This window comes from Escherichia sp. E4736, assembly GCF_005781225.1.
Taxonomy (GTDB): Bacteria; Pseudomonadota; Gammaproteobacteria; order Enterobacterales; family Enterobacteriaceae; genus Escherichia.
Genome location: NZ_VATT01000014.1, coordinates 107,385 through 122,902, shown reverse-complemented (window position 1 = coordinate 122,902; position 15,518 = coordinate 107,385). Strand labels below are relative to the sequence as shown.

Genomic DNA, 15,518 nt, shown 5'->3' with positions numbered 1-15,518 from the left:
CATGGCCAGGCCGTCAGTATTAGTATCTGTGTTTATGCTAGTACAAAAGTTTTACATTTTATATGCAAATTGCTCATAAAGTGACGTAATGGCGGATAATTTGCGCAACTATGCATAACATTTTTCACCTTGCGTCATAACTGAGCAATTAAATTTGCATCAGGGAATTGATCGTCAACAATTAACTCTGAGAGCAAGGCAACGCTATTCGACTGGTATCACGCGGATGAAATCCCTATAATTGCCGCGTTTGGCGCTTCGGCGCCCCCTTCCTAACATCCAGGTTATTCAGGTCGCTAAATTTATGACTGATCAGTCTCATCAGTGCGTCATTATCGGTATTGCAGGCGCATCGGCTTCCGGCAAGAGTCTCATTGCCAGTACCCTTTATCGTGAATTACGTGAACAAGTCGGTGATGAACACATCGGCGTTATTCCGGAAGACTGTTACTACAAAGATCAAAGCCATCTGTCGATGGAAGAACGGGTTAAAACTAATTATGACCATCCCAGCGCGATGGATCACAGCCTGCTGCTGCAACATTTGCAGGCGCTGAAACGTGGCTCGGCTATCGACCTGCCGGTTTACAGCTACGTTGAACATACGCGTATGAAAGAAACGGTGAAGGTTGAACCGAAGAAAGTCATTATTCTCGAAGGCATTTTGCTGCTGACGGATGCGCGTCTGCGCGACGAGCTGAACTTCTCGATTTTTGTGGATACCCCACTGGATATCTGCCTGATGCGTCGCATTAAGCGCGATGTTAATGAGCGTGGTCGTTCGATGGATTCTGTAATGGCGCAATATCAAAAAACCGTGCGCCCGATGTTCCTGCAATTCATTGAACCGTCTAAACAGTATGCAGATATCATTGTGCCGCGCGGCGGTAAAAACCGCATCGCGATCGATATATTGAAAGCGAAAATAAGTCAGTTCTTTGAATAAGCTTGGTAAATTGTGTACCGTTCAGTGATAACCTGGTATGCCCTTGACGTAACTGGCGTTAAGGGAGTGATGCGCGAAAGGAGAAAATGCCATGCGTCTGTGTGACCGAGATATTGAAGCCTGGCTTGATGAAGGCCGTTTGTCGATCAACCCACGTCCACCCGTGGAGCGTATTAATGGCGCGACGGTGGATGTACGCCTGGGCAATAAATTTCGTACCTTCCGTGGCCACACGGCAGCGTTTATCGATCTGAGCGGTCCCAAAGACGAAGTGAGTGCCGCGCTTGACCGTGTGATGAGCGATGAAATTGTGCTTGATGAAAGCGAAGCTTTCTATCTTCATCCGGGGGAGTTGGCACTGGCGGTAACGCTGGAGTCAGTGACGCTGCCAGCCGATCTGGTGGGCTGGCTGGATGGCCGTTCCTCACTGGCGCGTCTGGGACTTATGGTGCATGTCACTGCACACCGTATCGATCCGGGCTGGTCTGGCTGTATTGTGCTGGAGTTCTACAATTCCGGTAAGCTGCCGCTGGCCCTGCGTCCGGGTATGCTGATTGGCGCGCTGAGCTTTGAGCCGCTTTCAGGTCCGGCAGCGCGTCCGTATAACCGCCGTGAAGATGCGAAATATCGCAACCAGCAGGGCGCAGTCGCTAGCCGTATCGATAAAGACTAATTCAGGCCCATTGAGGATACCATGAGACGATTTCTGACGACGCTGATGATACTCCTAGTCGTGCTGGTGGCTGGGTTATCTGCGTTAGTGTTGCTGGTGAATCCGAATGATTTCCGTGACTATATGGTCAAGCAGGTTGCTGCACGTAGCGGTTATCAATTGCAGCTTGACGGGCCACTGCGTTGGCACGTCTGGCCGCAGCTTAGTATCCTCTCTGGTCGCATGATATTAACGGCCAACGGGGCCAGCCAACCGCTGGTACGTGCCGATAATATGCGCCTTGATGTGGCCTTGTGGCCTTTATTGAGTCATCAACTCAGCGTTAAGCAAGTCATGCTCAAAGGGGCAGTCATTCAACTGACGCCGGAAACAGAAGCAGTGCGCAGTGAAGACGCCCCAATAGCCCCGAAAGACACTACATTACCTGATGATGCGGAAGATCGTGGCTGGTCGTTCGATATCGCCAGTCTGCGAGTCAGTGACAGTGTGTTGGTGTTCCAGCATGAAAATGACGAACAGGTTACGGTACGTGATATCCGCCTGCAAATGGAGCAGGACCCACAACATCGCGGTTCGTTTGAATTCTCTGGTCGGGTAAATCGCGACCAACGCGATCTCACGTTAGCGCTCAAGGGGACTGTTGATGCTTCTGATTACCCGCATGATTTAACGGCAGATATTCAACAGATTGACTGGCAACTGCAGGGCGCTGATCTCCCGAAGCAGGGGATTCAGGGCCATGGTCAGTTCAGGACTCAGTGGCAGGAAGCGCAAAAACGTCTCTCCTTTGAACAAATCAATTTAACCGCTAACGACAGTAATCTGACCGGTCAGGCGCAGGTAGCGCTGCTTGAGAAGCCAGAATGGCTGCTCAGACTGCAATTTGCCCAGTTAAATCTGGATAACTTGCTGCCGATGAATGAGGTGATGACTAAGCAAAATGGTGTTGCTCAACAGGGGCAAAGCCAACCGACGCTGCCACGTCCGGTCATTTCCTCACGCATTGATGAACCTGCGTATCAGGGGCTGAAAGGCTTTGCGGCAGATATTTTGTTGCAGGCCAATAATGTGCGTTGGCGTGGAATGGATTTTGCCGATGTTACTGCGCAAATGACCAACAAGGCGGGGCTGCTGGAGATTATCCAGTTGCAGGGCAAACTTAACGACGGTGTCGTGTCGTTACCGGGTACGCTGGATGCAACTGCCTCACATCCGCGTATAGTTTTCCATCCCCGGCTGGAAAATGTCGAGATTGGCACCATCCTGAATGCCTTCAACTACCCCATCTCACTAACGGGGAAAATGTCGCTGGCGGGGGATTTCTCTGGTGCTGATATTGATGCCAACGCATTCCGCCACACCTGGCTGGGGACGGCGCATGTCGAAATGGCCGATACGCGCATGGAAGGCATGAACTTCCAGCAGATGATCCAACAAGCGGTAGAACGTAATGGCGGTGATGTGAAGGCCGCTGAAAACTTCGATAACGTGACGCGGCTTGATAGCTTTACCACCGATCTGACGTTGAAGGATGGTGTCGTGACGTTAAACGACATGCAAGGTCAATCGCCAGTGCTGGCGCTTTCAGGGGCTGGCACGTTGAATCTGGCAGATCAAACCTGCGACACCCAGTTTGACATTCGTGTGATTGGCGGTTGGAACGGGGAAAGCAAACTGATTGATTTCCTCAAAGAAACGCCGGTTCCTCTGCGGGTTTATGGCAACTGGCAGCAACTCAATTACAGCCTGCAAGTGGATCAGTTACTGCGTAAACACTTACAGGACGAAGCCAAACGCCGTCTTAACGACTGGGCCGAGCGCAATAAAGATTCCCGCAATGGCAAAGATGTGAAGAAGTTGCTGGAGAAGATGTAAGACAAGTTATGCAGATGGCGGCGTCAATTTGTCGCCATCTGTATTTATAGCACTAAGCAGCATGTGGATATTGAACTTCAATACGTTGAATATGCAATCCTGCATGAGCCATCATGGTGATCAATTTATCGATACTAAAGATCTGGATTTTACCTCTGGCAAGTTCAGATATGCGAGGTTGAGTGACCCCTAAAGCAGACGCTGCCTGAGCCTGGCTAAACCCTTGTTGTTCAATCCAGTTATTAATGATCGTTACAAGCTCGGCACGGATCCGCATATTTTCCGCTTGTTCAGGGGTGTCACTCACCGCATCCCACACACTATCAAAGGTTTCAATTTTCATTTTTTCGCTCCTGAGCAAGTTCTTTATAGCGTCGTTTGGCTAAATCAATATCCGATTGACTGGTAGTCTGTGTTTTCTTTTGAAAACAATGCAATACGTAAACCGCTTCTTCAAATTTTGCGACATACATGACGCGATAGATCCCATCAGCATCGCGAGTACGAATCTCTCGCACACCAGGGCCGATAGTTGAAAAAGGTTTCCAGTCGTATGGGTTTAACCCTTGTTGGATCCTGTCGAGTTGATAGCCAATTTCCTGTCGAGACGATTCTGGAAATGCGCGTAAATCGTCAAGACTGGTATCAAGAAAAGCCAGCTTTTTTCTCATTACTCCATCCTTAGATTATACTAAATTTTGTATAAATCAAATGCGCAGTTTGAACCTGCGCATTTGATGTTTTATCACACCTCATACTCCATCTCGCCATCCTTACGTAGCGGAATAATTTGCACCTTCTGCACGCGATGGCTTTCCACCTGCAACGTTTTAAGCAAATAATCCCCTACCTGAACTTCTTCACCTGGTTTTGGAATGCGCTGTAAATATTCCATCAGCAGCCCGGCGATAGTGTGATATTCACGTTTTTCATCCAGCGGCAGCGGCACATATTGCACCAGATCTTCCAGCGGCATATGACCATTCGCCGTCCAGGAACCGTCGGCGTTTTTCTGAATATCATGGCGGGCGTCAATCTCTTCCACTTCGTTCGGTAAGTTACCGGCAATGGTTTCAGTGACGTCACTTAATGTCACAATCCCTTCCACTGAACCAAACTCATCCACCACAAAAGCAAAGTGCGTGCGGGCATTACGGAACTGCTCCAGAGCCGGTAACAACGGTAAGGTTTCCGGGAACACCAGCGGCTGGCGAACCAGTACCCGCAGGTTGAGCGGTTCGCCACGCAGTGACTGTTGTAGCAGGTCGATAACGTGAACGACACCGAGCAAATCTTCCGCATCGTCACCGTCGGTGACCACAAGGCGTGTGTGCTGATTTCGCTCCAGCAACTGGCGGATCTCGTCTTCCGGCGCGTTGAGGTCAATATGCTCAATGTCGTGGCGTGACGTCATAATACTGCTGACAGTACGCTGGTTAAGATTAAGTACCCGCTCAATCATCCGCCGTTCCTGCGGATTAAAGATTTGCTGGTCGCCATGATCCACCAGCATTGATGCAGTTTCGGCATCCAGTTCCGCATCTTCTTTTTGCCCGCTAAGCAGACGCATTACCGCTTCGGTAGTCCGCTGGCGCAGCGTCTGGTTAGCGGAGAGAAAACGTCGCCGGTTAAAGATAGCCAACTGATTGAGCGCCTCGATCATCACCGAGAAACCAATGGCAGCGTACAGATAGCCCTTCGGAATGGCGAATCCGAAACCTTCCGCCACCAGGCTAAAGCCAATCATCAACAGGAAACTTAAACAGAGTATGACGATGGTCGGATGGCTATTAACGAACTGGGTTAACGGTTTGCTGGCCATCAACATCAGGCTGATAGCGATAACGACGGCGGCCATCATGACCAGTAAATGATCAACCATCCCGACGGCGGTAATCACCGAGTCGAGTGAGAAGATGGCGTCCAGCACCACAATTTGCGTCACCACGCCCCAGAACTTCGCACCTTTGCGTTGTGTGGGGTTATTGCTGTCTTTCCCTTCCAGCCGTTCGTTCAGCTCCATCGTGGCTTTGAACAACAGGAAGAAACCACCAAACAGCATGATTAAGTCGCGGGCGCTAAAGGTAAACGAGCGGAAGCTGAACAGTGGTTGAGTCAGGGTGACCAGCCAGGAGATTGACGCCAGCAGTAACAGGCGCATTAACATCGCCAGCAGCAGCCCGGTAACCCGTGCGCGGTCACGCTGCTTCGGCGGTAGTTTTTCGGCGAGGATGGCAATAAAGACCAGGTTATCAATGCCGAGGACCAGTTCGATCACAATCAGCGTGATTAACCCGGCCCAGATAGACGGATCGGCAATCCATTCCATAGTAAGTACAAAACCTATTCGTTGTATGACAAATGTCACAATTCGATCATGGATAAATCAGGGCAAAAATGCAATGTTGCGGCACTATTTATCTCACATTATTTGAGGATTATAACATCGCATTATCCCTGAATTAAAAGCGGGAATGATTAAATATTATTTAAGAAATACCGCATATAGAGACGCTATATTAAATATTGTCAACCTAAAGAAACTCCTAAAAAATACCACGAATGACACTTAATATAATTCTTAAAAATAGCCAATTACCGAATTGTTACCTTGCCTGCTATTCCGTTAGCTGTAACACTTCCTCCTGCATTATTGGAGCGCCAATATTCAAATATCATAATGCCACATTACATCTGGAAAATTAATTCACCGAATAACGCTTTTTCATAAACGACTGCATGATGAAAGAGTTGGAAAATATAAACTAAATCAGTGTATTGGTAGCTAAAAAGCCAGGGGCGGTAGCGTGTCTGGATGCCTGAAAGACCAGTCTGAATTATTCTGTCAATAGCCAGCGGATGAAATCAATTTTTTTAGGACTGATGCCAGTTAAATTCTTATTCAATTAACTGCAAGGTAAATGTGCATGCGACATTGCTATTAATAGTGCACAGGATAATTACTCTGCCAAAGTGATAAATAAACAATGATGAAATCCAAAATGAAATTGATGCCATTATTGGTGTCAGTAACCTTGATAAGCGGTTGCACAGTACTTCCGGGCAGCAATATGTCGACGATGGGGAAAGACGTCATCAAACAGCAGGACGCTGATTTCGATCTCGACAAAATGGTGAATGTTTATCCGTTGACCCCGCGCCTGATTGATCAATTACGCCCACGCCCGAATGTAGCGCGCCCCAATATGACGCTGGAAAGTGAGATCGCGAATTACCAGTATCGCGTCGGGCCGGGCGATGTTCTTAATGTCACCGTCTGGGATCACCCGGAACTCACCACGCCAGCCGGTCAGTATCGTAGCTCCAGCGACACCGGCAACTGGGTACAGCCTGACGGAACCATGTTCTACCCGTATATCGGCAAGGTTCACGTAGTGGGGAAAACGCTCGCTGAAATCCGCAGTGATATTACCGGGCGCTTAGCGACGTACATCGCTGACCCGCAGGTGGACGTTAATATCGCCGCCTTCCGCTCGCAAAAAGCGTATATCTCCGGTCAGGTGAATAAATCCGGTCAACAGGCGATCACCAACGTACCACTGACCATTCTCGATGCCATCAACGCCGCTGGTGGCCTGACCGACACCGCTGACTGGCGCAACGTGGTGCTAACACACAATGGTCGTGAAGAACGCATTTCTTTGCAGGCGCTGATGCAAAACGGCGACCTCAATCAGAACCGACTGCTTTACCCCGGCGATATTCTCTACGTGCCGCGTAATGATGATCTGAAAGTATTTGTGATGGGTGAAGTGAAGAAACAGAGCACCCTGAAAATGGACTTTAGCGGCATGACCCTGACTGAAGCCCTGGGCAATGCTGAAGGCATCGACATGACCACCTCCAACGCCAGCGGCATTTTTGTCATTCGTCCGCTGAAAGGCGAGGGCGGGCGTAACGGCAAGATTGCCAATATCTACCAGCTGGATATGTCCGATGCCACGTCGCTGGTGATGGCGACAGAATTCCGCCTGCAACCTTATGACGTGGTGTATGTCACCACCGCCCCGGTTTCCCGCTGGAACCGTCTGATCAATCAGTTGCTGCCAACTATTAGCGGTGTCCGTTACATGACGGATACAGCCAGCGACATTCATAACTGGTAATCGTCATGTTTAACAGCATCTTAGTTGTCTGTGTCGGCAATATTTGCCGTTCCCCGACGGCGGAACGCTTACTGCAACGTTATCATCCGGAGCTGAAAGTGGAGTCCGCTGGCCTCGGCGCGCTGGTCGGTAAGGGCGCTGATCCTACCGCTATCAGCGTCGCCGCAGAACATCAACTGTCTCTGGAAGGCCACTGTGCACGACAAATCAGCCGCCGCCTGTGTCGCAACTATGACCTGATTTTGACCATGGAAAAGCGCCATATCGAACGCTTATGCGAGATGGCACCTGAGATGCGCGGCAAAGTGATGCTGTTTGGTCACTGGGATAACGAATGTGAAATCCCCGATCCGTATCGCAAAAGTCGGGAAACGTTTGCAGCGGTGTACACATTACTTGAACGGTCTGCCCGCCAGTGGGCGCAGGCATTGAACGCAGAGCAGGTATAAGAATGACAGAAAAAGTAAAACAACATGCCGCTCCGGTAACGGGCAGTGATGAAATCGATATCGGTCGCCTGGTCGGCACCGTCATTGAAGCGCGCTGGTGGGTGATTGGCATCACCGCCGTATTCGCCCTCTGTGCCGTGGTTTACACCTTCTTCGCTACGCCGATTTATAGTGCCGACGCACTGGTACAAATTGAGCAAAGCGGTGGCAATTCGCTGGTGCAGGATATCGGATCGGCATTAGCCAACAAACCGCCAGCATCGGACGCTGAGATCCAGTTGATTCGTTCGCGTCTGGTGCTTGGTAAAACGGTGGACGATCTCGACCTCGATATTGCGGTGAGCAAAAACACGTTCCCGATTTTCGGTGCGGGCTGGGATCGCCTGATGGGTCGTCAGAACGAGACAGTGAAAGTGACTACCTTTAACCGTCCGAAAGAGATGGCGGATCAGGTGTTTACGCTTAATGTGCTGGACGATAAAAACTACACTCTGAGCAGCGATGGCGGCTTTAGCGCCCGTGGGCAAGCGGGCCAGATGCTGACAAAAGAAGGCGTCACGCTGATGGTTGAAGCTATTCACGCCAGCCCGGGCAGTGAGTTTACCGTCACCAAATACTCCACGCTGGGGATGATCAATCAACTGCAAAACAGCCTGACGGTAACGGAGAACGGCAAAGACGCAGGCGTACTGAGCCTGACTTATACCGGTGAAGATCGCGAACAGATCCGCGACATTCTTAACAGCATCGCCCGTAACTATCAGGAACAAAATATTGAGCGCAAATCGGCGGAAGCGTCGAAAAGCCTCGCTTTCCTCGCGCAACAGTTACCGGAAGTACGTAGCCGCCTCGATGTTGCCGAAAACAAACTGAATGCCTTCCGTCAGGATAAAGATTCTGTTGATCTGCCGCTGGAAGCAAAAGCGGTGCTCGATTCGATGGTGAACATCGATGCGCAGCTGAACGAACTGACCTTTAAAGAGGCGGAAATTTCTAAGCTGTTCACCAAAGTTCACCCGGCGTATCGTACGCTGCTGGAGAAACGTCAGGCGCTGGAAGATGAAAAGGCCAAACTTAACGGTCGCGTAACGGCGATGCCGAAAACCCAGCAGGAAATTGTCCGTCTGACCCGCGATGTCGAGTCTGGTCAGCAGGTCTATATGCAACTGCTGAATAAAGAGCAGGAGCTGAAAATCACCGAAGCCAGTACCGTCGGCGATGTGCGCATTGTTGACCCGGCAATCACCCAGCCTGGCGTGCTGAAACCGAAGAAAGGGCTGATTATCCTCGGCGCGATTATCCTTGGCTTGATGCTCTCTATCGTGGGTGTACTGCTGCGCTCGTTGTTTAATCGCGGTATCGAAAGCCCGCAGGTGCTGGAAGAGCACGGTATCAGCGTCTATGCCAGCATCCCGCTGTCGGAATGGCAAAAAGCGCGCGATAGCGTCAAAACCATCAAAGGGATTAAACGCTATAAACAGAGCCAGCTACTGGCGGTGGGGAATCCAACCGATCTGGCGATTGAAGCCATCCGCAGTCTGCGTACCAGTTTGCACTTCGCGATGATGCAGGCGCAGAACAATGTGTTGATGATGACCGGGGTTAGCCCGTCAATCGGTAAAACCTTTGTCTGCGCCAACCTGGCGGCGGTGATCAGCCAGACCAATAAACGGGTGTTGTTGATCGACTGCGATATGCGCAAAGGCTACACCCACGAGCTGTTGGGCACCAATAACGTTAATGGCCTGTCTGAAATTCTGATTGGTCAGGGCGATATTACTACCGCTGCAAAACCGACCTCTATTGCCAAATTTGACCTGATCCCGCGCGGTCAGGTGCCGCCAAATCCTTCTGAACTGTTGATGAGCGAACGCTTTGCCGAACTGGTGAACTGGGCGAGTAAAAACTACGACCTGGTGTTGATTGATACGCCGCCGATTCTGGCAGTGACCGATGCGGCAATTGTCGGGCGTCATGTCGGAACCACGTTGATGGTGGCGCGTTATGCGGTCAACACCTTGAAAGAAGTGGAAACCAGTCTGAGCCGCTTTGAGCAAAACGGTATTCCGGTGAAAGGGGTGATTCTGAACTCCATCTTCCGCCGCGCCAGCGCGTATCAGGATTATGGCTATTACGAATACGAATATAAGTCGGACGCGAAATAACGACACCTGCATTCGCACCGCCCCGTAGGCCGGATAAGGCGTTCACGCCGCATCCGGCAAGCAAACCAGCTCATAAGCCGGGAGAACAAACTATGAAAGACAATCCGCTGATCTCAATCTATATGCCGACCTGGAACCGCCAACAACTGGCGATTCGGGCGATAAAATCGGTCCTGCGCCAGGACTATAGCAACTGGGAGATGATCATCGTGGATGATTGCTCCACCTCCTGGGAACAGCTGCAACAGTACGTCACCGCCCTCAACGATCCGCGTATCACTTACATCCACAACGACATTAACAGCGGGGCGTGCGCGGTACGTAACCAGGCGATTATGCTGGCGCAAGGGGAATACATCACCGGGATCGATGATGATGATGAATGGACACCCAACCGCCTGAGCGTCTTCCTCGCCCATAAACAGCAACTGGTCACTCACGCCTTTTTGTACGCTAACGACTACGTTTGCCAGGGCGAAGTCTATTCCCAACCGGCAAGCTTACCGCTGTATCCCAAATCGCCGTATTCACGCCGCCTGTTTTACAAACGCAATATCATTGGCAATCAGGTTTTTACTTGGGCATGGCGTTTCAAAGAGTGTTTGTTCGATACCGAACTGAAAGCGGCACAGGATTACGACATCTTCCTGCGGATGGTGGTGGAGTACGGCGAACCGTGGAAAGTGGAAGAGGCGACGCAGATCCTGCATATCAATCACGGCGAAATGCAGATCACCTCGTCACCGAAAAAATTCTCCGGATACTTCCACTTTTACCGCAAGCACAAAGACAAATTCGACCGTGCCAGCAAAAAATACCAGCTGTTTACCCTCTACCAGATCCGCAATAAACGTATGACCTGGCGCACTTTGCTGACACTGCTGTCGGTGCGGAATGGCAAACGTCTGGCTGATGGTATTCGGGGGCGTTAAGGATGCTGGAAGATCTGCGTGCCAACAGCTGGAGTTTACGCCCGTGCTGCATGGTTCTTGCCTATCGCGTTGCTCATTTTTGTTCGGTGTGGCGCAAAAAGAACGTCCTCAACAATCTGTGGGCGGTCCCGTTGCTGGTGCTGTATCGCATTATCACCGAATGCTTTTTCGGTTATGAAATCCAGGCTGCCGCAACCATTGGCCGCCGTTTCACTATCCATCACGGTTACGCCGTAGTGATCAATAAAAACGTGGTAGCGGGGGATGATTTCACCATTCGCCACGGTGTCACTATCGGCAATCGGGGTGCCGATAATATGGCATGTCCACACATTGGCAACGGCGTCGAACTCGGTGCCAACGTCATTATTCTTGGTGATATCACGCTTGGTAACAACGTCACCGTGGGTGCGGGCAGCGTGGTGCTCGACTCTGTCCCGGACAACGCGCTGGTGGTGGGAGAAAAAGCGCGAGTGAAGGTAATTAAATGAATATTCTGCAATTTAATGTGCGACTGGCGGAAGGCGGGGCGGCAGGTGTGGCGTTAGATCTCCACCAGCGTGCGCTGCAACAGGGGCTGGCATCACATTTTGTCTACGGCTACGGCAAAGGCGGCAAAGAGAGCGTCAGTCATCAAAACTATCCGCAGGTCATCAAACATACGCCGCGGATGACCGCGATGGCGAACATTGCCCTGTTTCGTCTGTTTAATCGCGATCTGTTTGGCAATTTCAATGAGTTATATCGCACCATTACTCGCACCCCGGGACCGGTGGTCCTGCATTTCCATGTGCTGCATAGCTACTGGTTGAATCTTAACAGCGTGGTGCGCTTTTGCGAAAAGGTGAAAAACCATAAACCGGACGTCACTCTGGTCTGGACGCTGCACGACCACTGGAGTGTTACCGGGCGCTGCGCCTTTACTGATGGTTGTGAAGGCTGGAAAACGGGCTGCCAGAAATGCCCGACCTTAAATAATTATCCGCCGGTGAAGATTGATCGCGCGCACCAGCTGGTGGCGGGCAAACGCCAGTTATTCCGTGAGATGCTGGCACTGGGCTGTCAGTTTATTTCCCCCAGCCAGCATGTGGCTGATGCTTTCAATAGCCTGTACGGTCCAGGGCGTTGCCGGATTATCAATAATGGCATTGATATGGCAACCGAGGCGATTCTGGCGGACTTGCCTCCGGTGCGCGAAACTCAGGGCAAGCCGAAAATCGCGGTGGTGGCGCATGACCTGCGTTACGACGGCAAAACTAACCAGCGACTGGTGCGCGAGATGATGGCGCTGGGCAACAAAATCGAACTGCATACCTTCGGTAAGTTCTCGCCGTTCACCGCTGGTAACGTGGTCAATCACGGCTTTGAAACCGACAAACGTAAGTTAATGAGCGCGCTCAGTCAGATGGATGCGCTGGTGTTCAGTTCTCGCGTCGATAACTACCCGCTGATTTTGTGTGAGGCGCTTTCGATTGGTGTGCCTGTAATCGCCACCCATAGCGATGCGGCGCGGGAAGTGCTGCAAAAATCCGGCGGTAAAACGGTCAGCGAAGAAGACGTGCTGCAACTGGTGCAGTTAAGCAAACCGGAAATCGCGCAGGCGATATTTGGTACCACGCTGGCTGAGTTCAGCCAACGCAGCCGCGCCGCCTACAGTGGACAACAGATGCTGGAGGAGTATGTCAACGTCTATCAGAATCTGTAGCTACCTGCTGCTGCCGCTGATCTACCTGCTGGTTAACGTCAAAATCACCCAGCTTGGCGAAAGTTTCCCCATCACCATCGTCACTTTTTTACCTGTCTTGTTACTGCTGTTTTTAGAACGCATTAGCGTTAAAAAATTGATGATTGCCCTGGGGATTGGTGCGGGACTCACGGCGTTTAACTACCTGTTTGGTCAGTCGTTGGATGCCAGTAAATACGTCACTTCAACCATGCTGTTTGTCTATATTGTGATCATTATTGGTATGGTGTGGAGTATTCGTTTTAAAACAATTTCGCCACACAACCATCGCAAGATATTGCGTTTCTTTTATCTGGTGGTCGGGCTGGTGGTGGCGCTGGCGGCGGTGGAGATGGCGCAAATTATCCTCACCGGCGGCAGCAGTATTATGGAGTCGATTTCGAAATATCTGATTTACAGCAACAGCTATGTACTGAATTTCATTAAATTCGGCGGCAAGCGCACGACAGCACTTTATTTCGAACCGGCATTTTTCGCTCTGGCATTAATCTCAATTTGGCTCAGTATCAAACAGTTTGGTATCAAAACGCCTAAAACAGATGCTATGATTCTCGCAGGAATAATATTATCTGGATCGTTTTCAGGGGTTATGACCTTTATCCTGTTTTATTTGCTGGAGTGGGCATTTCAATATCTGAATAAAGAGGCGATTAAGAAAAAGTTACCGTTAGCATTGATTTCTCTGGCTGTATTCCTGGTTGGTGTGGTAATCGCGTTTCCTTATATTTCCACCCGTCTGGGAGATTTGGGCACAGAAGGATCGTCATCATATTATCGTATTGTCGGTCCGCTGGTGATGGTCGGTTATTCTTTGACCCATATTGACGGTGTAGTCAGATTTGGCTCACTTTATGAATATGTCGCATCATTCGGAATATTTAACGGTGCGGATGTTGGAAAAACCATAGACAATGGTTTGTATCTGCTGATTATTTATTTTTCCTGGTTCGCAGTGTTTTTATCGCTGTGGTACATGGGGAAAGTAATGAAAATGATGATCAACGCTTTTGGTGATAACCGCAATTTTCGCGTGCAATTATATCTTTTTACTCCGGTATCGCTGTTTTTTACCGGTTCGATATTTAGCCCGGAATATGCATTTTTAATCGTCTGTCCGTTTATTTTGCGAAAAGCGTTAAATATACACCCTAAATAATTCGAGTTGCAGGAAGTTGGTGACGCAGCGAATCCCCAGGACCGTACACGAGTACGTGACTGGGGTGAGCGAGGAAAATCAACGCACATGCAGCTTGAAGTAGGACGGGGATAACGAGGTAAAACATGTTGCTTAGCATAATCACTGTCGCGTTTCGTAACCTCGAAGGGATAGTCAAAACACATGCCTCGCTGGCGCATCTGGCGCAGGCGGACGATATCAGCTTCGAATGGATTGTTGTCGATGGCGGTTCCAACGACGGTACCCGTGAGTATCTGGAAAATCTCAATGGTATCTATAACCTACGCTTTGTCAGCGAGCCAGATAACGGTATCTATGACGCTATGAACAAAGGCATAGAAATGGCGCAAGGCAAGTTCGCGTTGTTTCTCAACTCGGGCGATATTTTCCATCAGGATGCCGCACATTTTGTCCGTAAGTTAAAAATGCAAAAAGATAACGTGATGATCACCGGCGATGCGCTGCTGGATTTTGGCGACGGACATAAAATTAAACGTAGCGCCAAACCGGGTTGGTATATTTATCACAGCTTGCCCGCCAGTCATCAGGCGATATTTTTCCCGGTATCAGGCTTGAAAAAATGGCGTTATGACCTGGAATATAAAGTTTCTTCCGATTACGCGCTGGCGGCCAAAATGTATAAAGCTGGTTATGCATTTAAAAAACTCAATGGCCTGGTGTCTGAATTTTCCATGGGTGGGGTATCTACCACCAATAATATGGAATTGTGTGCCGATGCGAAAAAAGTCCAACGACAAATATTACATGTGCCTGGCTTCTGGGCAGAATTATCCTGGCATTTACGCCAGCGCACTACCTCAAAGACGAAAGCCTTATATAACAAAAGCTGAATATAAGGGAAAACAATGCAAGATTTAAGCGGTTTCTCGGTGCCGAAAGGGTTCCGGGGCGGCAACGCTATTAAAGTGCAATTGTGGTGGGCAGTACAGGCAACAATATTTGCCTGGTCGCCACAAGTATTGTATCGCTGGCGGGCTTTTTTATTACGTTTATTCGGCGCAAAAATAGGAAAAAACGTAGTTATTCGTCCGTCAGTAAAAATTACCTATCCGTGGAAATTAACTTTAGGTGATTACGCGTGGGTCGGCGATGACGTCAATTTATATACCCTCGGCGAAATAACCATTGGTGCACATTCAGTGATTTCACAAAAAAGTTATTTGTGCACCGGTAGCCATGACCACGCAAGTCGACATTTCACCATTAACGCCACGCCTATTGTGATTGGCGAGAAATGCTGGCTGGCGACAGATGTCTTTGTCGCGCCTGGCGTCACGATCGGCGACGGCACCGTCGTGGGTGCGCGAAGCAGTGTTTTTAAATCGCTTCCGGCAAATATGGTTTGCCGGGGGAATCCCGCAGTGGTGATACGCGAACGCGTTGAAACTGAATAAATTCAAAAAATACAG

General features: G+C 49.9%; 15 protein-coding genes. 12 read left to right on the top strand and 3 right to left on the bottom strand.

The features are described from left to right. The first annotated feature begins 304 nt into the window (after positions 1 to 304). The 3 genes from udk to asmA all read left to right on the top strand — a co-directional run bounded on the left by udk (position 305) and on the right by asmA (position 3,494). Positions 305 to 946 carry a uridine kinase gene (gene udk, locus FEK46_RS09900; RefSeq protein ID WP_064529458.1) on the top strand — a complete coding sequence of 214 codons (642 nt, stop codon included), beginning with the start codon at positions 305 to 307 and terminating at the stop codon, positions 944 to 946. Between the two features lie 91 nt (positions 947 to 1,037). After that, a complete protein-coding gene (gene dcd, locus FEK46_RS09895; RefSeq protein ID WP_001234777.1) occupies positions 1,038 to 1,619 on the top strand; it encodes a dCTP deaminase in 582 nt (193 codons plus the stop codon). A 21-nt stretch (positions 1,620 to 1,640) separates the two neighbouring features. Continuing rightward, complete coding sequence (asmA, locus tag FEK46_RS09890) at positions 1,641 to 3,494, top strand: outer membrane assembly protein AsmA (RefSeq protein ID WP_135559415.1); 1,854 nt, start codon at positions 1,641 to 1,643, stop codon at positions 3,492 to 3,494. Between the two features lie 52 nt (positions 3,495 to 3,546). Here the strand turns inward: asmA and FEK46_RS09885 are convergent, their stop codons facing one another. From FEK46_RS09885 to FEK46_RS09875, 3 genes are all read right to left on the bottom strand, one after another. Beyond that, positions 3,547 to 3,837, bottom strand: coding sequence for a helix-turn-helix domain-containing protein (locus tag FEK46_RS09885; RefSeq protein WP_000687872.1), 291 nt, complete (start codon positions 3,835 to 3,837; stop codon positions 3,547 to 3,549). Continuing rightward, positions 3,827 to 4,165, bottom strand: coding sequence for a type II toxin-antitoxin system RelE/ParE family toxin (locus tag FEK46_RS09880; RefSeq protein ID WP_131161415.1), 339 nt, complete (start codon positions 4,163 to 4,165; stop codon positions 3,827 to 3,829). Before FEK46_RS09880 ends, FEK46_RS09885 begins: the two co-directional genes overlap by 11 nt. Positions 4,166 to 4,239: 74 nt before the next feature. After that, positions 4,240 to 5,823, bottom strand: coding sequence for a TerC family protein (locus FEK46_RS09875; RefSeq protein ID WP_135407276.1), 1,584 nt, complete (start codon positions 5,821 to 5,823; stop codon positions 4,240 to 4,242). Positions 5,824 to 6,481: 658 nt separating this feature from the next. Between FEK46_RS09875 and wza the strand changes: the two genes are divergently transcribed. The 9 genes from wza to wcaF all read left to right on the top strand — a co-directional run bounded on the left by wza (position 6,482) and on the right by wcaF (position 15,503). After that, on the top strand, positions 6,482 to 7,621 hold the full coding sequence (wza, locus tag FEK46_RS09870; protein ID WP_000978094.1) for a polysaccharide export protein Wza: 1,140 nt from the start codon (positions 6,482 to 6,484) through the stop codon (positions 7,619 to 7,621). Between the two features lie 5 nt (positions 7,622 to 7,626). Next, positions 7,627 to 8,070 carry a low molecular weight protein-tyrosine-phosphatase Wzb gene (wzb, locus tag FEK46_RS09865; RefSeq protein ID WP_130206940.1) on the top strand — a complete coding sequence of 148 codons (444 nt, stop codon included), beginning with the start codon at positions 7,627 to 7,629 and terminating at the stop codon, positions 8,068 to 8,070. A 2-nt stretch (positions 8,071 to 8,072) separates the two neighbouring features. Then, on the top strand, positions 8,073 to 10,235 hold the full coding sequence (gene wzc / locus FEK46_RS09860) for a tyrosine-protein kinase Wzc (RefSeq protein ID WP_130260012.1): 2,163 nt from the start codon (positions 8,073 to 8,075) through the stop codon (positions 10,233 to 10,235). A 92-nt stretch (positions 10,236 to 10,327) separates the two neighbouring features. After that, positions 10,328 to 11,167, top strand: a complete 840-nt coding sequence (wcaA, locus tag FEK46_RS09855) for a colanic acid biosynthesis glycosyltransferase WcaA (RefSeq protein WP_000654503.1) — start codon at positions 10,328 to 10,330, stop codon at positions 11,165 to 11,167. Positions 11,168 to 11,169: 2 nt separating this feature from the next. Continuing rightward, the gene (wcaB, locus tag FEK46_RS09850; RefSeq protein ID WP_000888753.1) at positions 11,170 to 11,658 is read left to right on the top strand and encodes a colanic acid biosynthesis acetyltransferase WcaB; all 489 of its coding nucleotides are present in this window, start codon (positions 11,170 to 11,172) and stop codon (positions 11,656 to 11,658) included. Beyond that, positions 11,655 to 12,872: a colanic acid biosynthesis glycosyltransferase WcaC gene (wcaC, locus tag FEK46_RS09845; RefSeq protein ID WP_135559416.1), complete on the top strand. Its 1,218-nt coding sequence runs from the start codon at positions 11,655 to 11,657 to the stop codon at positions 12,870 to 12,872. Before wcaB ends, wcaC begins: the two co-directional genes overlap by 4 nt. Continuing rightward, positions 12,847 to 14,067, top strand: coding sequence for a colanic acid polymerase WcaD (gene wcaD / locus FEK46_RS09840; RefSeq protein ID WP_135559417.1), 1,221 nt, complete (start codon positions 12,847 to 12,849; stop codon positions 14,065 to 14,067). Before wcaC ends, wcaD begins: the two co-directional genes overlap by 26 nt. A 125-nt stretch (positions 14,068 to 14,192) precedes the next feature. Then, on the top strand, positions 14,193 to 14,939 hold the full coding sequence (gene wcaE / locus FEK46_RS09835; RefSeq protein ID WP_135559418.1) for a colanic acid biosynthesis glycosyltransferase WcaE: 747 nt from the start codon (positions 14,193 to 14,195) through the stop codon (positions 14,937 to 14,939). Between the two features lie 15 nt (positions 14,940 to 14,954). After that, positions 14,955 to 15,503 carry a colanic acid biosynthesis acetyltransferase WcaF gene (gene wcaF, locus FEK46_RS09830; RefSeq protein WP_135491604.1) on the top strand — a complete coding sequence of 183 codons (549 nt, stop codon included), beginning with the start codon at positions 14,955 to 14,957 and terminating at the stop codon, positions 15,501 to 15,503. Positions 15,504 to 15,518: the final 15 nt, after the last annotated feature.